Source organism: Paenibacillus sambharensis, assembly GCF_003233845.1.
Classification (GTDB): Bacteria; Bacillota; Bacilli; order Paenibacillales; family Paenibacillaceae; genus Paenibacillus_I; species Paenibacillus_I sambharensis.
The window spans coordinates 633,806-652,084 of sequence record NZ_QKRB01000044.1 but is presented as its reverse complement, the minus strand read 5'-3'; the positions used below and the strand labels follow the sequence as shown (position 1 = coordinate 652,084).

Sequence of the window (18,279 nt, the reverse complement as noted above, 5' to 3'; positions counted from 1 at the left end):
TTTAGAAGTATTAGTAATATAAAATCATTTTAAGGTCTATCTTTCATTTTTGTCAATTGAGCAGCATACCATCATGGCTGGTATTTATAGACCTTAATGCTGCTGTTCGCGTTAATGTTGATGCGGTGTGCACCGTCGCCAATCTGGCCCTGAATAGTCTTCTTGCTGATCTCAAGCGGAAGATCGGTCTCAATCGACCCGAAGGTGACGGAGCCCTGAACGGTATAGCTGCCGTTCTCCGGGGTGTATAACTCGATCTCGCCAACGGCGCTGCCGGCATCCCAATTCCCCCCGACGGTTGAGCTCTTGATGACAATTTGCCCGTTCAAGGTGTCCGCATTAACTGCAGAAGCCGCCTCCGTAATAAGAATTTCCCCGTTCTTCGTCTCCGCCTCTACTCTGCCCAAGATGTCCTCAAGCGCAACTCCGCCATTGGTAACACTGACCACCACTTCTCCGTAAACACGGACAGCTTCAACCTTTCCGTTAAATGTTGATGCCTCAACATCACCGGCTATATCCTGCAGCTGGATGCCGCCATTCTTCGTGGAAGCCTTGACTGAACCGCCTGTTCCCTGGACCTTAATCTCCCCGTTCGTATTCTCCACCGTCAGCTTGCCTGCAATACGCACGCCCGCGACATCGACAGGTCCATTGAGTACGGTGATGGACATCTTCTGCAGTCCGGAAGGCTCTTCTTCCTCTGGCACTTGCGGCTCAGATCCCGTCTGACCGGACTCTGTCCCCGTTGGCGCCTCCACCGTATTTGCCGTATTCTCCGCACTTCCACTCCCGCCGCTGTTAACCTGTCCTTCAGCAGCCGTTTGCTCTTCCTGCTGCGGCCCATTCTCTGGTTCAGCTGCTGCTTCCACTTGACCAGCAGGAAGGTTGCTGCCCGCTTCACTCTCCTGGGGTGGAGCCGTACCCGCAGCTTCTTCCGCCCCAGCGACTGCTTCAGGGCTTTCCAGCACTTCATCAGGCATGCGCGGGAATGTCACGGTCAGGTTCATCCGCGGCTTCATGGCGCCATTCGCGCCATAAGGCTCCCCCTTGGCTTCAATGGTCATCTTGTCTGAACCGGATATCTCCACGACCGACTTCTCAGCAATACGTTCCGCTTCACCAGCATTGTCGAGATCGACCCAGACCGTCGCCTTTACCTGCACCTCCTGCACATCGCCTTCACGGACGAGCACCTGCCCATTCGGGTTGCTGATGACGACAGAAGCAACAGATTCATCCCAAGGTGCAGTCACGATGTCTTTCTCATAACGGTGTCCTTTCTCTTCAGTATAGCCGCTCAGACTGCCGACCTCGGCCTTCCATTGATCAATCCATTTGAACGGCAGTCCCGAAAACTGCGTTATCCCATACGCAGCGACTGCGATGACCAAGGCAAGCAGGATACCGCCCATGTCAAACGCCAGTCTTTTCCTGCTCTGACGCATACCCAACGCCGCCACGACCACCTCCACGCCAAGCGCGATCAGAGCGACCGGCCACCACTGGCCCAGCAGCGCGATATGGTTGCGCTCCGCGATATGATCCCACAGCAGCAGCGTTCCCACTGTAATAATGATAAGAGCAGCTGTCACTCTTCCAAGCCTGTACATACCATAAGTCTCCCTTCGCAGCACCAGCAGTACACCGATCAACAACAACCCGCCGCCAGTCATGTAATCCCCTGCAACCGCCAGCCAGCCGCTGACTGTCTCACCGGGGCGGACGAACATCAGCAGCAGCACACCAGCGGCGATCAGCCCAAAGCCCTGCAGACGTGTTAAACCGGCAGCGGGTTCCTCGCGCGGTTCAGCGGCTGATCCGGATGTAGCCTGCAGGATGGAATATACGCTCAGGAAATACAGCACCGGCACCGCAAGGCCCAGATAGACGATCAGCAGTACATGCCGCCCGCCGCCTGTGCCCGCATAGAACACAATGGCAGCAACCGCCATTACGGTGGCTACAAGCAGCGCCAGACCGGAACCGAGGCGTCCAATATACAGTTGTCCTGCCCCCGGAATCAGGAAGGAGAGCAGCGTCGCCGTAAGACGGTTTTTGCCAGACATAGCGTTACCCCCGCTTTATTCCATACTAATGCTCTGCACGCCTTCCACCCGATGAAGCTTCTCCATGACTGACAGAGGCTCCTCCTGCTTGCGCAGCGACAGATGCAGCCGAATCACATGGCGGTCCTGTGTCATCCCGTTCTCAATCTCCGTCTGCATGGACGCCTTGCGCACCATTATGCCGCTCGCAAGCAGCAGCCCCTGCAGCTTCTCCAGCATATCTGCCCGCTTATCCGTCATGATGACGAATACCCGTTCCTTCTTGCCGTTCATAAACCGTCTCTCTGCCTTATTTAACGCCCATAGGGTAAATAGTACAATTATTGTGGCTGAAATCGAGGCAAAATAAAATCCTGCGCCCACCGACAAGCCGATGGCCGATACAACCCAGATGGACGCCGCCGTGGTCAAGCCTGTGATCGACTTGCCCGTATGGAGAATCGTGCCCGCTCCGAGAAAGCCGATGCCCGTGATAACAGCCGCAGCTAGACGCGCGGGGTCCATCCGGACATTCGTTTCCTCTGCGAACGCCGCAAACCCGTATGCGGACAGCAGCATGAGCAGACAAGAGCCCATACAAACCATAATATGCGTGCGCAGACCTGCTGCATGATTATTTTGCTCCCGCTCAAATCCGATCAAGCCTCCGAGCAGTACCGCTACAAACAATCTGACAGCAACCTGCATCTCACTAATAAACCAGGGATCTGTTCCAATAGATGGCAATTGATGTTCACTACCTTTCTGCAATATCAGTATTGTAGCACAACGGTTTTAGATAAGTGTTAATGAAACGTTTACTCTTCTTATTGTAAGAAAATAACCGAAGCGTGACTATTTTACTCAGCTTTCCAATCCATGGGACCGGCTGAAAGCCTTGCCATTTTAAACGGGCGAAAGCCCGAATGGGAAAAGGACGCGGGCAGAGGAGGCAGCTATACATAATAAAAAAGCCCTCCATCAGAGGAGGGCTTGCGTATACGGATGCATGCAGCCTGCCAGTCTTGGCTGCCGCTTCAATTACTGGTTCAACCGCTCCACGAGCAGCTTGTTGACAAGTGCCGGGTTCGCCTTGCCTTTCGTTTCCTTCATCACTTGGCCGACGAGGAAGCCGATGGCCTTCTCCTTGCCTGCCTTATAATCTTCAACGGACTGCGGGTTGTTCGTCACAATCTGATCCACTACCGCCTTGATCGCGCCTTCGTCGCTGATCTGGACCAGTCCCTGCTCTTCGACGATCTGCTGCGGCAGCTTGCCGCTCTCCAGCATCGCCTTGAACACGGTCTTCGCAATCTTGCTGCTGATCGTGCCCTTCTCCAGCAGGCCGATCATTTCGCCAAGCCCCTGTCCGGTAATCTTCACATCCTCAATCTCCAGGTTATTGGCATTGAGGTAGCCAAGCAGATCACCCATGATCCAGTTGGACACCGCTTTGGCATCCTTCGTGTAATTCAGGCTCTCCTCGAAGAAATCCGCCAGCTTCTTGGATGAGGTGATGACACCCGCGTCATACGACGGCAGGCCGAGCTCGCTCGTGTACCGCGCTTTGCGGGCATCCGGCAACTCCGGAATTGTAGCGCGCACGCGTGATTTCCACTCATCGTCAATGAAGACCTTCACCAGATCCGGGTCCGGGAAATACCGGTAGTCATGCGCTTCTTCCTTGCCGCGCATCGAGATCGTGACTCCCTTGGCATCATCCCAGCGGAGTGTCTCCTGCACAACCGTGCCGCCGGAATCCAGCACATCAGCCTGGCGCCACTGCTCATACTCCAGACCACGCTGTACGCCGCGGAAGGAGTTCATGTTCTTCAGCTCGGTGCGTGTGCCGAACTTCTCCTGCCCATAAGGGCGGAGACTGATGTTCGCATCGCAGCGCAGCGAGCCTTCCTCCATCTTCACATCCGATACTTCGCAGTACTGCATAATTGCCTTCAGCTTCTCCAGATAAGCCTTCGCTTCCTCCGGCGTACGGATGTCCGGCTCCGATACGATCTCCACCAGCGGCGTACCGACACGGTTCAAGTCTACAAGGGACGCATAGCCGCCATCGACATGAGTCAGCTTGCCGGCATCCTCTTCCAGGTGAAGACGGGTGATGCCGATCCGCTTCGTCTCGCCGTTCACTTCAATGTCGATCCAGCCCTTCTCGCCGATTGGCTTGTCGTACTGCGAGATCTGATACGCCTTCGGCGAATCCGGATAGAAGTAGTTCTTGCGGTCAAACTTGCTCTCGGTCGCAATCTCGCAGTTGAGCGCCATCGCCGCTTTCATTGCATAATCAACCGCCTGGCGGTTCAGCACCGGCAGGACGCCCGGATGTCCAAGACATACCGGGCATGTATGGGTATTCGGCGGGGCTCCGAAGGCTGTCGAGCAGCCGCAAAAGATTTTACTGTTCGTATGCAGCTCCACGTGCACTTCAAGCCCGATGACCGTTTCATATTTCGTTGCTTCCGTCATATATTCGATCCTCCTGCTTCGCTCTCTCGTATCCTACAGCTGCGGCCGCAGCTTGTGATGCTCCGTCTGCTGCTCGTATGCGTAAGCCGCGCGAAGTACCGTCGTCTCATCGAATGCCTTCCCGATGATCTGCAGACCGACCGGCAGGCCGTCAGCCAGACCGCAAGGGACGCTGATCGCCGGTACGCCGGCAAGGTTAACCGGAATTGTACAGATATCGTTCAGGTACATCGTAAGCGGATCTTCCACCTGTGTGCCGAGCTTGAACGCTGTCGTCGGAGCCGTAGGCCCGATGATGACGTCGAATTTCTCGAACACCTGGTCGAAATCCTGCTTGATAAGCGTACGAACCTTCTGAGCTTTCAGGTAGTAAGCGTCATAGTAACCGGAGCTCAGCGCATACGTGCCCAGCATGATCCGGCGTTTCACTTCCGGTCCGAAGCCTTCGCTCCGCGACTTGCGGTACATATCGATCAGGTTGTCCGGATTCTCCGCACGGATGCCGTAGCGCACGCCGTCGAAGCGGGCCAGGTTGGAGGAAGCCTCCGACGAAGCCAACAGGTAATAGCAGGCAACCGCATATTCCGTATGCGGCATCGACACTTCCTCCCAGACCGCGCCCATGCTTTCGTAGACACGAAGCGCATCCATCACGGCTTCCTTCACCTTCGGATCAATGCCCTCACCGAGATATTCCTTCGGCACGCCGATGCGCAGACCCTTCACGTCACCTGTCAGGGCAGCCGTATAGTCCGGTATCGCCACATTCGCCGAAGTCGAGTCCTGCGGATCATGACCGGCAATCGCCTGCAGCACGTATACCGAATCTTCCACGTTCTTCGTAACAGGACCGATCTGATCCAGCGACGAAGCAAACGCAACAAGGCCGAAGCGCGAAACCAGGCCATAGGTCGGCTTCAAGCCGACAACGCCGCAGTATGCCGCAGGCTGGCGGATTGATCCGCCGGTATCAGAGCCAAGTGAGAAGTAGACTTGCCCTGCTGCAACAGCAGCCGCTGAGCCGCCGCTGGAGCCGCCAGGAACACGTTCCTTGTTCCACGGGTTCGTTGTAACGGCGTAGCTTGAATTCTCCGTCGAGCCGCCCATTGCGAATTCGTCCATGTTCAGCTTGCCGATCGTAACCGACTGAGCCGCCTTCAGCTTCTTCATGACCGTCGCGTCATAGATCGGGTCATAGTTGCTGAGGAACTGGCTTGCACAGGTTGTCGTAAGCTTGTCTGTTACAATATTGTCCTTAATGCCAGCAGGCAGACCAAACAGCAGGCCGCGCTCTCCGCCTTCGTGGAGCACCTTGTCCAGCTGCGCAGCGGCTGCGCGGGCATTTTCCTCATCGAGCGTGATGAACGCCTTGACCGCCGGCTCCGTCTCCGCAATTCTGCGGTAGGACGCATCCACCAGATCGGTAACGGTAATTTCCTTGCTGTGTAGTTGGTTATGTAAATCCTGCAGGCGCATATCAAAAGCTGCCAACAGCGGTTCCTCCCTTCAAATGCACCAATTATTATTCGAGTACAGCCGGTACGCGGAACTGCCCGTCCTCTTCATCCGGGGCATTGCGCATAACATCTTCAATCGGCCAGGACGGTCTTGTCTCATCCTCACGGAGCACATTCGTAATCGGCAGCACATGGCTGGTCGGCTCCACGTTATCCGTGTCCAGCTCATTAAGCTTCTCCGCATATTTCAAAATCGCATTCAGCTGGTCCGCAAACGTCGTCTTCTCCTCATCGGAAAGCGTAAGACGCGCGAGATTCGCGACATGGTCAACATCCTTGATCGTAATGCTCATCGCCTTGATCCTACCTCCTCTAAAATCCGCTAGCTCATTCTTCCTATTATAGCCCAGAGCATGTCCACAACTCAATGCACTGCGCATACTGTTCACAGCTTACCAACCGCTCCAATGGCAAAAAAAGCCCTCCCAAGCGGGAGGGCCCTGTAGCGTCAGCTTAAATCCAGGCCTTCAAATTAACCTGCCGGATAAAATCCTCACGCGTTTGTACATCCTTAGCCGGCTCTTCGACAGCTTCTTCCACTTCGCCGCCGTTCATGATTCTGCGGAACAGCTCCTCGTTGTGGGTCGCCAGCGCAAAATCGATCAGCGCCTCCCGCTCCACGCGGTCGACCTCCTGACGGATCAGCACCTCTTCCAGCTCGATATCCTCAGCGGGCACGAAGAAGTTCTTGCCGGCCTTCGGCGCCCTGATCACGTAATCGAATGCATTGTCCGCATTCCGGTCATACGCAATAATATATCCGTAATCTCCGATCGGAAGATTCTGTTCGAATGAATCCGCCACAACGACGATCTTCTGACCCAGCTTCAACATCGCTATCGCCCCCTTGACGCCAGTACCTGTTCGTACAATTCTATAGATAATATACGAAAACTATCAGGTCTATGATTCTATCCTACAAAAAAACGGAGCCTTGTGCAAATCGAAAGTTACGCACGTTAAGGGGGCGGGCTATAGTGCTAGTCAACTGATGGTTTAGTCCGTAGAGCAGCGACCGCTCCGGCGCAGGCCGCAATCAGGCACACTACTGTAAAAGCAGCCGCTCCGGCCGCAGCACTTCCCGGATCTCCGCCTGTCAGCAGCGCGGATGCATAGGAGGGCAGACGCCCCGGGCTCCATGCCAGCTGCTCCGTGTACAGCGAGCTGACAATGGACAGGACAGCCGCCGTCCCTAAGGCCGCGAAGGCCGCTGCCGCACCGCTCTTCAGAAGCGAACCGAACAGCAGCGTGCAGGTCCCGATAAAGACCAGCCACAAGCCATACAGCAGCAGGCTCCCCAGAAACTTGCCTGCTCCCACCGCTCCGAACAGTACATAGGTATAATACCAGGCTGCGGCATAGCCGGCCGAGAAGGAGAGCATCGTAATTGTCAGAAGCCCTGCCCATTTGCTCGTGATAAAAGCCGCTGCCGAGATCGGCTTGGTCAGCATTAGGGCAGCAGTGCCGCTGGCCCGTTCCCCTGACACAACAGCCATGAAGGCCAGTGCCGTAATGAGCGCGCCCATCGTATCATACTGGCCCAGAGTCTGGGCCAGCACCTCAAATGCCTGAGGCCGCGGAATCTCGTGCAGAACGCTCTCCGGCAAGCTTCCGGCGCTGGCTAACAGGTCAGGCAGCATATGAAGCATGACGGGCTGCATAGCCCCGATTAGAATAAACACCAGCGGCATCCAGAGCAGCTTGAAGCTTCGGAGAGACTCCAGCATTTCCTTCCGGTAAAGCACCCACCACCGCACGAGTGGTGAAGTAAGCTTGCTGGCAGGCCGGTCTGCAGCCAAGGCACTGCCCGCCATTTTGTCAGGTCCCGTCATTGCGATGCCACCGCCTTCATGAATAGATCCTCCAGTGAGGTATGGCCGAATTCCATGCGGCGAACCGCAATATCCGCTTCGGCCAGCGCCTGAAGGAGGTCCCTTTGCGCGGCAGGCACATCAGAGACAACAAGCCGGAAGCCGTCTGCGGTTCTTGTACCTTCCACAACGTAAGACTTACCGGCCTGCGCCGCCAGCCAGCGGTCCACCCAGGACATTGCCAGCGCACTGCCATCGGTCTGCAGCTCCAGCACTGGCTGCTGATGCTCGCGCCGGATATCCGGCAGCGCTCCCTGAACCGCGACTTTGCCCGCAGCCACAATGATTACATCGTCACACAACTCCTCGGCATCTGGCAGTACATGCGTGGAGAACAGGACTGTCGTCTCCCGTTTCAGCTCGCGCAGCAGCTCCAGCACCTCCCGCCGGCCGACCGGATCGAGTGCTGATACCGGCTCGTCCAGCACGATAAGCCTCGGCTTATGTATCAGAGCCTGCGCAAGGCCGAGCCGCTGCTTCATACCCCCGGAATAGCCTCCAACCCGGCGCTTCCCTGCCTGCTCAAGGCCGACACGAACCAGCAGCTCCTTGGCAGCTGTGGTCGCGGCCTTTGCTGTCATGCCGCTGGCTCTGCCGCAGTGCACCAGAAATTCGAGCCCGTTCATCCAGCCGTAGAGCGGCGGTGTCTGCGGCAGATATCCGATCGAAGCCCGGAAAGCATCGGCTTCATTAGCCCCGGCAAACCGGATCTGTCCCGAGGTGGGCTTCAATAGACCGGTCAGCATGCGGATCGTTGTCGTCTTGCCCGCGCCGTTAGGACCGAGCAGCGCCACGCAGCGGCCTTCTCCAATCGAGAAGCTGATGTCCTTGACCGCCTGAGTGGTGCCAAATGTCTTGGTTACATTCTCTACCCGCATCAGCTCCATCAGTCGTTCTTCCTCCCGATAACGAAGAACAGCACCGGCCCGATCAGGTTGCCGAAGATAATTGCGAGCAGCCAGACCCATTTCGGTCCGCGCGTCCGTTCTGACCTCAGGCACACAATAATAGCTGTAACCATTAATATCAATTGAATTACCAGTACGGGCGCAAGCACCGGCATCAGCTCCTGCAGCGTTGTCCAATCGTCCATTCCCATATCCCCCGTCGTATAAGTTCATTTCTCTCTCCGGCATTCCTCTGCCCTATCTCTACTTGGGTCAAACCGCCCTAATCTTCCGCCCTATTCCTTCCGTTCTCCATCAGCCCGCTTCCCCGGCTTCCAGCCCTTCCTCACAAACAGGATGTACAGAAGCGGCGGCATCGGCGTCTGAATAAGCCCCCACAATCCCCAGAACCAGTAGTACTTCGTCCGCTTCCGCGCATCGATGAACAGCCAGGTTGACTGGGCGAGCAGAACAAGCGGCAGCACAACCAAGGCCCACACTGGCAGCTCTCTCAGCTCATCCATTCCTGCTCTCCACCTCTCTGCCGGTGCCGCGGAGCCAGTGAACCGCCGCAAAGCCCGTACCCCCGATAAGTGCCAATCCCTGCAGCGCAATGAACCAGATGACATTACTGCTCAGCACCAGCATGAGAACCGAGAGTATAATACCGCCCGTCAGCCAGAAAATAGCCAGATCGCGCTGCAGCTTGCGCCTTGCCGATCTGCGGCCTTCAAGAGCCAATTCTTCAAACCATGCCGATGACGGGACGTTGATATCCGTTTGCCCGTCGAAATCTGCCAAACCCTCCTGCAGCCAGGCTTCTACCAGCTTGAGATCCTCTTGTTCTGCCGCATCAGCTTGACCAGCACGCTCGCTGTCCTTATTACGCTTCACTGCCATTTGCGCTCAGCTCCTTTCTCAGCTTCTTCAAACCGTTGTGCATGCGGGATTTTACCGTTCCGGCCGGAATATTCATCCACTCCGCAATCTCGTCCACCGTGTAGCCGTAATAATGCTTCAGCATAATCGGCACGCGTATGTCATAATCCAGTTCGGCCAAGGCTTCCATCGCCTCCGGCCATGAGCCGCCTGCCGCAGCGGACATGAATTTCATTGATCTCAATGCCTGCAGCCGTTCGGCCTCCTGATGCTTCCGCTCTCGCACCTTCCGTCTCATGGCATCCATGTACAGCCGGGTACCGATGGCAATCAGCCAGGTTGAGAACTTAGACCTTCCCTCATAAGCGCTGATATTCTCGATCGCCTGCAGCATCGTATCCTGCACGAGGTCCTCGGCCAGATTGCGGTCCATCGTAATCTTCAGCATATATTTGTATAAAAACGGGTAATGCTGCTGCAGCAGCGCGGCCAGCGCCTTGTTGTCGGTTCTCGCCTGCTGCCATATTCTCTCTTCGGCCTCTGTCACTGCCTGCGGCCCCCCTTGCGATTCCGGAATCAGCCATAAGACGTCCAGCTTCCCTCAAACGTTCACAGCCTGCAAAAAAATTTTGCGGTATTTGATTTTAACCTGCCCAGTCATGTAAAAAAACCGGCAGCAGACCCGTCTCGGGCCAAACTGCCGGTGTTGATGCGGCGAGCATGCCGCATCATGATTAAGAAGCTCCCTGTATTCTTTAAATAAGCCGGTCCGCGCCTAATCGGATATAACCCCTTAAGGCAGTACGATTAACTGCTCAGGTGATTGTGTCAGTGCCAGCGGCGGGCCTTCCTCCTGGATTACGTAGGTGTTCTCAATGCCGACCACCCCAGCTCCAGGGAACGTGAATTTAGGCTCCACGGCAATGACCATGCCTGCCCGGAGCGGCATCGTGAATCCTTTGGCGAGCACAGGCCATTCATCCACTTCCAGCCCTATGCCATGACCAAGGAAGCGGACCCGGTCTGCTCCGCAGCCCATGAAATGGTCTGCCAAGCCTTCCTGCTCAGCCATATGCAGCGCTTCCTGATACGGCTTCTCCGCGATGATGCCGGGCTGCAGCAGCTTCTCCGTCTGCCGCATAATCCGCTCCGTCACCCCATACGCCCGGAGCAGCTCCTCAGGAAGCTCACCCATGACAGCTGTACGCGTCTGGTCAATGATATACCCGTCAATACAGCAGCCTACATCAAGAAGTATAGGCTCGTTCCGTCTGAACAGCCGGCGGCTGACGCTCTGCGGAGCCGCTGATCCCAGCCCCTTGCCGCCTGCCGGTCCGTCAAAATAAGAAGGAACGGCCGCCGCTTCCCCGGCGCCTACCATTCCGGTGATGACTTCCTGATTATAAGCACGCATCCGCATAAGCCCGATATGTCCCCGTTTGCGGATTTCGTATTCATAGCGCGCCATCCAGTCCAGCTCGGACACGCCTTCCTTGAGGTCATTCAGCGCTTCGGCCAACGCTTCCGCCGCAGCCTGCGCAGCCTGCGTGATGCGCGCGATTTCCCAGGATGACTTGATCATCCGCAGCTGCCTCATGACCGGACTGGCATCCGCAAGGACTGCCCCTGCCGGCTCCAGCAGATCAGCCAGCTTGAGATAGGTCTGCGCCGGCAGCACATCGAGCGGTGTGCCGATCAGTCGCTTGCGGTCAGGCGGCACAGCAGTAGCGAGACCTGCCGCCAGCTTGGCGCCGAACTCGCGGAATGCGCCCAGCTCCTCTGTGCGAATATGCGCTTCCTCACGCGCGCGTTCGGCACTGCGTCTTACATAGAGAACTGCTTCGCCTTCAGCAGGAATGAAGCAGTAGCCCGTCTGCATCGTACCGGTCAAATAATAGATGTCCGTGTTCTGTGTGAGCAGGAACCCGTCCAGCCCCTCTTCCCTGACAGCCTCCTGCAACCGGCTGATCCGTGCTGCCGATTCTTCAGCAGGAAGCAGGCTGTATTCCACTGAGCTAACACTGGCGCCCGCATACAAGCCCGATCCTTCCACTGTGTCATGCCGCATCCGTAATCCCATCCTTCCCAGCTCTCGTTCCCTTCATTGAAGCAGGTTTCCGGTATGGCGTCAAACCTCCCGCCAGACCCAGGGCGGGCCACGAAGAACCACCTCCAAAACCCGCCAGACCAAGACCTGGCCCTGCTCGACAACCTAACGTCTCAATAGACCACCTCGGCCGCACCCTTAATGTCCCACTCAATCGGCTCAAGCATGCGGAACACATTCGGATTACGGAGCCGCACGATCATGATAACGCCTGGGCGCTGCAGCGTAACCTCGTAGTTGAAGGCTTCATTCCGGTAGTGATAAGGGAAGCTCTCATCTCCGTCCACCACCTTGAAGAGCAGCAGCTCCGCCCGCTCTCTTAACTTCGACCCTCTGAGCGGCATACCGGTTTCGTCAATCTTCAGATTGCCCTGCAGGTACCTTGCACCCGCTTCAGCCGCAGCACGGGGGGCGATCCTGATTTCCCCGCGGCTCAGTGCCAGCGGATCGAGCTGCTGAGCTGCCGCGTGGGCCGCACGGTTAACGGCATGCTTGCCTTCAAACAGCGTACGCATCGCCATTTCCTCGTCGATCTGCAGCGTATGGACCATGATCCACACAACTGAAAACAACAGCAGCATCAGCAGCTTGTCCATCTTCTCTCATTCCCCTCCTTCCTGGCAGGACCTCTAATGTGTCCATGCTGGATCAGCTTTGTAAGCCTGCAATCCTTTCGCTTGTCTATCGCCGCCCCTTCTGTTCTGTGATTGTTCATACTGCTGACCGCCCCCCGCTCATCTGCTTAATAGGAAACAAAAATAATTCTCGTCAGCCCTCATTCCCCCTTGTCATCCTTAACGTGCTTGTCCTCGTTAACCCTGCCGCTTACCTCTATCAAGGCACATATTCGCTCATTTTGAGCCCATAGGCGCTCATGCGCTCATCATCGCCAGGCGGCGTCAGGCCGATCAGGCGGTCGATTTCGAACAGCCGTTCATAAGGATAACGAACCGTCAGCTCAATTCCAACACCCCGCTGCAGGGGCGACGCCTCATCCGTTGCCGCCGCTCCGGTGGTAGACCTTACTTCATATTCAAGCTTATCGGCCTGCAGGCCATAAGCAGCCAAGCGGCCTGCCGACTCTCTCATCATGGCGCCGCTGATATAACCGTGATCGCCGTTAGCGCCGATCTCCAGCAGGTAGTCCACCTCCTTCTGCAGCACCGCTTGTCTGACGATAAGCACATGCTTGTAAATCGGAGAGAACATCAGCCAGCAGAAGGTTGCAGCGAACAATACAAATACCAGTACGGACCTCATGGGCTTATCCCCCGGATTGATTCACTCATTGCTCTGCCGGAGGATTCGACCTGCGCTTTCGTCCCCGACTCCCCTTCCACAACGGCCGTGTAGATCAGAATGACTGTCACCAGCAGCATTAATGTCATCAGCAAGCCCCGCATCAGGCTGCACCTCCTGTTCCTGCCGCTTCCTGCGTTAAGGATTAATGGCCCCAATCTTCGTATTCGCCGCATTGCCCTGCGTCTCAATCTGTGCCTGGGTGCCTGTCCCGTCCTTGGCAATGATCGAGTTGAACAGCAGAATAACAACCACCAGCAGCATAACTGTCATCAAAATATTTCGCACAACTAAATTCCTCCTTGGTCGGTTAAGAGTTCAATGATTGGAACAGCTTCTGCCCTTCCTGAACCCATGGATAAATAAAAATCTGAAAGGTGTACAAAATCGGGACACCTGCCAATATGAAAAGCACATAGGATGCCGATTCCTTGCGGCTTTCCTTCTTCAATTCAAGCTTGGCCTTATAATCGGCAATCCGTTCCTTCAGCAGCTCATAATAAGCTTCATCCTCGTGCATCCGCATCGCCTCTATTGTTTCTGCGAAACCCGCTCCCTCAGCTGTACCCAGCCGCTGTTTGAAGCGCCTCAGCGCGGAATCCGCATCGTGGTACCATTCGCCAAGCATCCGCTCTAAATCCCCCCGTATCGCCGAGGTGTAGGGCAGGCAGCGAGTCAGCTTCGCATGAATATGGAGCGACGATCCGGCAAAGTACAGCAGCTGGTTGCTGATCGCGTGAATTTCCCTCATAATCCGCTCAGACCGGTAGCTGCGAAATGCCTCCAGCATAGGAAGATCCCATAGGGCCACAGCCGCCGCCGCGAAGGACAAAGCAGCCGGGCCGTACACCGGCAGCCCTCCCGACGGAATGAAATTCGGGTACAAAGCCAGCGCCACCCCGCAGCCCATACTGCCGATTATAAGCAGCCGCCGGATCGCCGCGTACAGCCCTGGGTCAAAGGTCAGCCCGCAGCCCGCAAGAATCGCTTCCCGTTCCAGATAATAAGCACCGCTTCGCGAGATTCCAAGGACGCGCAGCAGTCCCTCGGGTACCGTCAGCCTCTCCGGACCTTCATCACCTGCAAAACCGCTCCAACGCGGCCGCCTGTGCATAATCGCCCGCAGCAGGTGGATGAACATCGTCACACCAACCACGAACTGGCCGGCCACCATCAGCATCACGACCAGCCGGTAAACCTGATCCCCCATTAATGCCATCCCCCCTGCTCACATTTTCCTGCGTGACAAATAGATCCCCATGACGAAGGACGCGAATATAAGAACAAATGCATTGAGAATCATATCCCTGCCCTTCGGGTCAAGGACATAATACTGATAAGCGCTGTCCGGCGTGTAATGCATGTTGATTCCCATGAATAAGGCCAGGAACAGAATCGGCGAGAAGTTGGCCAGCCGGATCTCTAGCAGCCGGTTCCTCTCCTGCTGGTTGGCAAGCTGGGACTGGCGCATATCGGTAATCAGCGTCTTCAGATTATCCCCGACCCTGCAGCCCTCCGATAGTCCGACTCTCAGAATATTGGCAAAGTAATCTCCCCATACATGGCCAAGCGCCGAAGCGAATATCCGCAGGCTTGACTCCGCATCCTCCTTAATGGACAGGTTACGGTACAGCTGGTCGAACACCGCATGCATCGGCCCGAGCAGCCGGCGCTCCTCAACAGTCCGGCGTAATGCCGTACGCACGTGATGTCCCCCTGTCATCATATAGCTCTGATAAAACAGCTCGACCGCAGGCAGAAAGTCTGCCCGGCTCTGCAGCTGCCTGTGGGTCAATACCATCCGCAGCACCAGATAGGGTGTGCCCAGCGCAAGCAGAAACAGCAGCAGCGTTCCCTTCAGCGTCTGAATCAGAAGCGCTCCGGCCGCCACTCCACCCAATCCGGATAATACGGTCAGTACAAGAAAAGCGCCCGGCTGCACCTGCCACCGCACACTCGCAAGCAGAATAGACAGGTGGCCGTCCCGGCGCCACAGCCTGCCAGCTATGCCCGCCGCCCTTCTGCGAAGGCCGTTCCTCCTGTGGTAAGCTAACCGTTCCCGGTGTGCTCCCTGCTCGCCCAGCAGGAGGATCAGCCGTCTGACCGTGATGAAGACCAGTATGAACAGCACAATTGCAGCCGCCCCAACCTGCCAAGACATCACACCGCCCCCTTCCACCCTGAAATCGTGCCCCGAACCGCCTCTTCATCCATCATCCAGCCATTCCGCTGCTCATCGTAGACGGCCAGATTACGGACATGCGTGCTTCCTTCCCGCCATTCGTAGGCACCGATCCGGGCCACGCGGCGCTTGCCGCCTATGATACGCATCTCAATGCCAACCTGAGTTACGTACCGGGTGATACGCCTTGCGAGCCGCTCCGCGTTCATCGCACGGCCGTCCAGCATGCACATATCGGTAATCGCCTCCGGCACATCCTCCAGCTCATTGGCGTGAACCGTCGTCATACTTCCCGAGTGCCCCCTCGTACAGGCCCTTACATAGATGTTCGCATCCTCATCCCGTATCTCTGCATGTACGATCCGCCTGGGCGACTGCCTCAGCGCAAGCTTGAAGGCCTGCATCGAGCGGTGCAGCGGGTCTTCTTCATCCACCTCATACTCAATGACATTCATAGCGGGAAAATCGCGCCCAAGCATCATTTCATGCCGGCCTTCGATTGTAATAATCCGCTCTTCATCCGGCAGCTCAGCCAGCAGCGCCTTAAGCAGATGCGTCTTGCCTGAGTTGGTCGCACCGATGACAACAAGGTTGCGGCGTACGTGAAGAACGGCAAGCAGCAGCTCCTTCACCTGCTTATCCATCGTTCCGTATTCCTCCGCGCATAGGGTATCAAGGTCATAGTGTCTGACGGTGTAGAACCGGATGGTCAAGGTTGGTTCGGCTGTGAAACCAAATCCCGTTAGCGTTACCCGCGAGCCGTCGCTCAGCGACACCTCCGCCCATCGTTTGCGCGGAGTAATGCGGTCATTGTTATACAGCACCAGATTCTGCTGAATCCGTTCCACTTCCTTAACTGAGGCGAAGCGGTGCTCCGACATCACAGCCTCCCCGCCGCGCACCTCATAGATCCGGGTGCCGACCACCTGAATTTCTTCCAAGCCTTCCTTGTTGGCAAGAACAAGCTCCAGCACATTCAGGCCCACCACCTCGGCAAACAGAGCGTCCGCCAGGCTCCGGTACGGATGATGTCCGCCAGGCAGACGGTGTATCCGCTGCCGGATCAGCCGGTCGGTTATGACAGCGAGAATCTCCGCACGCTCACGCGGAAAGCCGAGTACCGCCCTGTTCAACCGCTCCCCGTACCCTTTCCGTTCCTCCTCCGTCATCCCGCGCGGAGCAGCGAGATAATTGCGAATTTCCTCGGCAAGCCGCTGAAGATCCTGATTGCGGCTCTCTGCCGCATCCTGCCGCCAAATCTCCGCCCCCTCGTTCTCCGGCATCGCCAGCCGCAGCCGGGCGGCATAATCTGCCGGCGAGAAGCGGACCTCCTCTGGACGGCCGCTCCCCGGCTTCATGAGCCGACTCCGTTGCGGTGATCCAGCAGCTTGCGGTACCATGGCTGGCGCTTGATATGGGAGCCGAATCGGATACCGTGCCGGTTCATGAGCTTATCTGCTGTCTCCTGCATCGCCCGTTTTCCCTGCTCATGCCTGCCCAGCCATTCCTCCAGACTGCCGCTGTCCAGATGAGCGTAGTACGGCTCAGCCAGCTTCAGTTCTCCGATCGCGGCAAGCCCGCTCTCTTTCTCAATATCCTTCATCGTATACCCCCCATTTCTCCAAGGCGGCCGTATGACGACCGTTTCATAAGCTGCAGGCGGAATGCCGAACAGCGGGGAGGATTGACCCAGCCATCGTCTGGTATCCTCCTGGAAATGCGTCAGTGCTGTAGTCGTTACCAGTATCCTGCTGTCTGCCTCCAGCAGGGCAGTTACCGTAGCGGCATTGTCCCAATAGGCGTTTACATCGGCAATGATCATTCCGTATACCGCACGGGCGGTATCCAGCAGGTGCCTGATCTCCTCCGGGGAGAAAAATTCCGCCTGATCTCTCATCATGCTGCCGAACAGGATGTGGAGATTAGGCGCGGCTTCCGGGCGGAATACAGCCTGCCTCAGCTTCTCCGGCGTCAGCAAGCCTGCCTTCAGCTCCGGGCGCAAACTATCCAGCGTGATTCCCGGCTTGTCCACGCGCAAATACCGGTGCAGCTTCGAGCTCTTCAGATTCAAACAGAAATACGCTACTGGCAGCGAGCTCCGCTCCGCAATGCGCCAGGCGGCCGCAAGCGCCGCTGTCGTTGTGCCTATGTTCGGCGTGGAGCCGGTAAACGTAACGAGCGGTGCACGAATCGGTCCTATGCTCATCGGCCATTCCCCTCCCCGTCTTCCATACCCGGAATATCCAGCGATTCCGGACTGAACGCGATGACGAGCTTGACACTGCCCTGCTTGCAGAGATTATCCAGCATGAGCCATTCCTCCTCCGTCAGGTTCAGGTTGATCGCATCGATGGTGCCGTTGGCATCGCGGCGGGAGGCATACATCTGCTCGCGGTCGCCGCTGGCCATCGATAAGAGATTGGGATTCTGCATATCATCGATCTCCGTATTGGCCGATGTCTTCACAGAGGCTACGGTGACAGCCTGCGGGAACAGCCTGGCCGACTCCGCTGCTTCCCCTGTCGTATACACCCGGACGCGGTCCCCCGCCCGGATTCCGTTCGAGATGGAGAGAATATACGGCTTCGGAATCTGGAAGGTTGATTCATCCCGTGCAGGCAGCAGCCGGTACTGGTCAAGCTTCCACTCCAGAACCGGCTCTCCGGCTCCCAGCGGCACGGCTGTTTCCATGCCGAGCATGGCTTCCGTATCCGTAAGCATACCGGGCAGATAAGCGCTCTTCGCGATGGCCTTAACCGTTAGGTCTCCGGCAGCCAGCCGCACACCTGCTGGTATAAACTTTGCCGGGACAGCTACCTGTACAGTCTCCTGCAGATCAATCTGGCGCAGCTGAAGCTGGTACAAGCCGTACACAAGCAGGGCGGACAGCAGGGCAGCAGCCAGAGAGATCCATACATGACGTTTCCTGTTCACATGAACTCCTTTCCAAGCAACGAAAAAAAACGCAAGTAACAGGGCAAAAGCCCAATCACTTGCGTTCTTCG

At 56.7% G+C, this 18,279-nt stretch carries 22 protein-coding genes; all 22 read right to left on the bottom strand.

Features of this window, described 5'->3' with window-relative positions; translation table 11 throughout:
• Nucleotides 1–71 precede the first annotated feature (71 nt).
• Nucleotides 72–2,069 (bottom strand): DUF4097 family beta strand repeat-containing protein, encoded by a 1,998-nt coding sequence (locus tag DNH61_RS14370; protein WP_111147327.1) that lies wholly within the window; start codon nucleotides 2,067–2,069, stop codon nucleotides 72–74.
• Nucleotides 2,070–2,084: 15 nt separating this feature from the next.
• The gene (locus tag DNH61_RS14365; RefSeq protein ID WP_342771443.1) at nucleotides 2,085–2,795 is read right to left on the bottom strand and encodes an MgtC/SapB family protein; all 711 of its coding nucleotides are present in this window, start codon (nucleotides 2,793–2,795) and stop codon (nucleotides 2,085–2,087) included.
• Between the two features lie 294 nt (nucleotides 2,796–3,089).
• The gene (gene gatB, locus DNH61_RS14360; protein ID WP_111147326.1) at nucleotides 3,090–4,532 is read right to left on the bottom strand and encodes an Asp-tRNA(Asn)/Glu-tRNA(Gln) amidotransferase subunit GatB; all 1,443 of its coding nucleotides are present in this window, start codon (nucleotides 4,530–4,532) and stop codon (nucleotides 3,090–3,092) included.
• 33 nt (nucleotides 4,533–4,565) lie between these two features.
• Entirely contained in the window at nucleotides 4,566–6,008 is a 1,443-nt protein-coding gene (gatA, locus tag DNH61_RS14355) for an Asp-tRNA(Asn)/Glu-tRNA(Gln) amidotransferase subunit GatA (protein ID WP_425452248.1), read from the bottom strand.
• A gap of 46 nt (nucleotides 6,009–6,054) precedes the next feature.
• On the bottom strand, nucleotides 6,055–6,342 hold the full coding sequence (gatC, locus tag DNH61_RS14350; protein ID WP_111147324.1) for an Asp-tRNA(Asn)/Glu-tRNA(Gln) amidotransferase subunit GatC: 288 nt from the start codon (nucleotides 6,340–6,342) through the stop codon (nucleotides 6,055–6,057).
• Between the two features lie 160 nt (nucleotides 6,343–6,502).
• Nucleotides 6,503–6,883, bottom strand: coding sequence for an ATPase (locus DNH61_RS14345; protein ID WP_111147323.1), 381 nt, complete (start codon nucleotides 6,881–6,883; stop codon nucleotides 6,503–6,505).
• A 146-nt stretch (nucleotides 6,884–7,029) separates the two neighbouring features.
• Entirely contained in the window at nucleotides 7,030–7,881 is an 852-nt protein-coding gene (locus DNH61_RS14340) for an ABC transporter permease (protein WP_111147322.1), read from the bottom strand.
• Nucleotides 7,878–8,807 (bottom strand): ABC transporter ATP-binding protein, encoded by a 930-nt coding sequence (locus DNH61_RS14335; protein ID WP_111147321.1) that lies wholly within the window; start codon nucleotides 8,805–8,807, stop codon nucleotides 7,878–7,880. The genes DNH61_RS14340 and DNH61_RS14335 overlap by 4 nt, the downstream gene beginning before the upstream one ends.
• Nucleotides 8,807–9,013, bottom strand: coding sequence for a PLD nuclease N-terminal domain-containing protein (locus DNH61_RS14330; protein WP_245948177.1), 207 nt, complete (start codon nucleotides 9,011–9,013; stop codon nucleotides 8,807–8,809). Before DNH61_RS14330 ends, DNH61_RS14335 begins: the two co-directional genes overlap by 1 nt.
• Before the next feature lie 90 nt (nucleotides 9,014–9,103).
• Nucleotides 9,104–9,331: a sigmaY antisigma factor component gene (locus tag DNH61_RS14325; RefSeq protein ID WP_111147320.1), complete on the bottom strand. Its 228-nt coding sequence runs from the start codon at nucleotides 9,329–9,331 to the stop codon at nucleotides 9,104–9,106.
• A complete protein-coding gene (locus DNH61_RS14320) occupies nucleotides 9,324–9,707 on the bottom strand; it encodes a YxlC family protein (protein ID WP_146241021.1) in 384 nt (127 codons plus the stop codon). Before DNH61_RS14320 ends, DNH61_RS14325 begins: the two co-directional genes overlap by 8 nt.
• Entirely contained in the window at nucleotides 9,691–10,233 is a 543-nt protein-coding gene (sigY, locus tag DNH61_RS14315; RefSeq protein ID WP_111147318.1) for an RNA polymerase sigma factor SigY, read from the bottom strand. Before sigY ends, DNH61_RS14320 begins: the two co-directional genes overlap by 17 nt.
• Nucleotides 10,234–10,479: 246 nt before the next feature.
• A complete protein-coding gene (locus DNH61_RS14310) occupies nucleotides 10,480–11,754 on the bottom strand; it encodes a M24 family metallopeptidase (RefSeq protein WP_111147317.1) in 1,275 nt (424 codons plus the stop codon).
• Nucleotides 11,755–11,906: 152 nt separating this feature from the next.
• Nucleotides 11,907–12,389 carry a hypothetical protein gene (locus tag DNH61_RS14305; protein ID WP_111147316.1) on the bottom strand — a complete coding sequence of 161 codons (483 nt, stop codon included), beginning with the start codon at nucleotides 12,387–12,389 and terminating at the stop codon, nucleotides 11,907–11,909.
• Between the two features lie 238 nt (nucleotides 12,390–12,627).
• A complete protein-coding gene (locus DNH61_RS14300) occupies nucleotides 12,628–13,053 on the bottom strand; it encodes a hypothetical protein (RefSeq protein ID WP_111147315.1) in 426 nt (141 codons plus the stop codon).
• Entirely contained in the window at nucleotides 13,050–13,196 is a 147-nt protein-coding gene (locus tag DNH61_RS26425; RefSeq protein WP_181438714.1) for a hypothetical protein, read from the bottom strand. The genes DNH61_RS14300 and DNH61_RS26425 overlap by 4 nt, the downstream gene beginning before the upstream one ends.
• 34 nt (nucleotides 13,197–13,230) lie before the next feature.
• Nucleotides 13,231–13,380 (bottom strand): hypothetical protein, encoded by a 150-nt coding sequence (locus tag DNH61_RS26420; protein WP_181438713.1) that lies wholly within the window; start codon nucleotides 13,378–13,380, stop codon nucleotides 13,231–13,233.
• Nucleotides 13,381–13,402: 22 nt separating this feature from the next.
• Nucleotides 13,403–14,302: a hypothetical protein gene (locus DNH61_RS14295; protein WP_111147314.1), complete on the bottom strand. Its 900-nt coding sequence runs from the start codon at nucleotides 14,300–14,302 to the stop codon at nucleotides 13,403–13,405.
• An 18-nt stretch (nucleotides 14,303–14,320) separates the two neighbouring features.
• Complete coding sequence (locus DNH61_RS14290) at nucleotides 14,321–15,253, bottom strand: type II secretion system F family protein (RefSeq protein WP_111147313.1); 933 nt, start codon at nucleotides 15,251–15,253, stop codon at nucleotides 14,321–14,323.
• Entirely contained in the window at nucleotides 15,253–16,632 is a 1,380-nt protein-coding gene (locus tag DNH61_RS14285) for an ATPase, T2SS/T4P/T4SS family (RefSeq protein WP_111147312.1), read from the bottom strand. The genes DNH61_RS14290 and DNH61_RS14285 overlap by 1 nt, the downstream gene beginning before the upstream one ends.
• A complete protein-coding gene (locus DNH61_RS14280; RefSeq protein ID WP_111147311.1) occupies nucleotides 16,629–17,480 on the bottom strand; it encodes a CpaE/TadZ family protein in 852 nt (283 codons plus the stop codon). The genes DNH61_RS14285 and DNH61_RS14280 overlap by 4 nt, the downstream gene beginning before the upstream one ends.
• Entirely contained in the window at nucleotides 17,477–18,208 is a 732-nt protein-coding gene (locus DNH61_RS14275) for an SAF domain-containing protein (RefSeq protein ID WP_111147310.1), read from the bottom strand. Before DNH61_RS14275 ends, DNH61_RS14280 begins: the two co-directional genes overlap by 4 nt.
• Between the last annotated feature and the right edge of the window lie 71 nt (nucleotides 18,209–18,279).

Coding starts and splice junctions, on each gene's coding strand:
- DNH61_RS14370 (WP_111147327.1), bottom strand. CDS start 2,069: ATGTCTGGCAAAAACCGTCTTACGGCGACGCTGCTCTCCTTCCTGATT.
- gatB (WP_111147326.1), bottom strand. CDS start 4,532: ATGACGGAAGCAACGAAATATGAAACGGTCATCGGGCTTGAAGTGCAC.
- gatA (WP_425452248.1), bottom strand. CDS start 6,008: ATGCGCCTGCAGGATTTACATAACCAACTACACAGCAAGGAAATTACC.
- gatC (WP_111147324.1), bottom strand. CDS start 6,342: ATGAGCATTACGATCAAGGATGTTGACCATGTCGCGAATCTCGCGCGT.
- DNH61_RS14345 (WP_111147323.1), bottom strand. CDS start 6,883: ATGTTGAAGCTGGGTCAGAAGATCGTCGTTGTGGCGGATTCATTCGAA.
- DNH61_RS14340 (WP_111147322.1), bottom strand. CDS start 7,881: ATGACGGGACCTGACAAAATGGCGGGCAGTGCCTTGGCTGCAGACCGG.
- DNH61_RS14335 (WP_111147321.1), bottom strand. CDS start 8,807: ATGGAGCTGATGCGGGTAGAGAATGTAACCAAGACATTTGGCACCACT.
- DNH61_RS14330 (WP_245948177.1), bottom strand. CDS start 9,013: ATGGACGATTGGACAACGCTGCAGGAGCTGATGCCGGTGCTTGCGCCC.
- DNH61_RS14325 (WP_111147320.1), bottom strand. CDS start 9,331: ATGGATGAGCTGAGAGAGCTGCCAGTGTGGGCCTTGGTTGTGCTGCCG.
- DNH61_RS14320 (WP_146241021.1), bottom strand. CDS start 9,707: ATGGCAGTGAAGCGTAATAAGGACAGCGAGCGTGCTGGTCAAGCTGAT.
- DNH61_RS14310 (WP_111147317.1), bottom strand. CDS start 11,754: ATGCGGCATGACACAGTGGAAGGATCGGGCTTGTATGCGGGCGCCAGT.
- DNH61_RS14305 (WP_111147316.1), bottom strand. CDS start 12,389: ATGGACAAGCTGCTGATGCTGCTGTTGTTTTCAGTTGTGTGGATCATG.
- DNH61_RS14300 (WP_111147315.1), bottom strand. CDS start 13,053: ATGAGGTCCGTACTGGTATTTGTATTGTTCGCTGCAACCTTCTGCTGG.
- DNH61_RS26425 (WP_181438714.1), bottom strand. CDS start 13,196: ATGCGGGGCTTGCTGATGACATTAATGCTGCTGGTGACAGTCATTCTG.
- DNH61_RS14295 (WP_111147314.1), bottom strand. CDS start 14,302: ATGGGGGATCAGGTTTACCGGCTGGTCGTGATGCTGATGGTGGCCGGC.
- DNH61_RS14290 (WP_111147313.1), bottom strand. CDS start 15,253: ATGTCTTGGCAGGTTGGGGCGGCTGCAATTGTGCTGTTCATACTGGTC.
- DNH61_RS14285 (WP_111147312.1), bottom strand. CDS start 16,632: ATGAAGCCGGGGAGCGGCCGTCCAGAGGAGGTCCGCTTCTCGCCGGCA.
- DNH61_RS14280 (WP_111147311.1), bottom strand. CDS start 17,480: ATGAGCATAGGACCGATTCGTGCACCGCTCGTTACGTTTACCGGCTCC.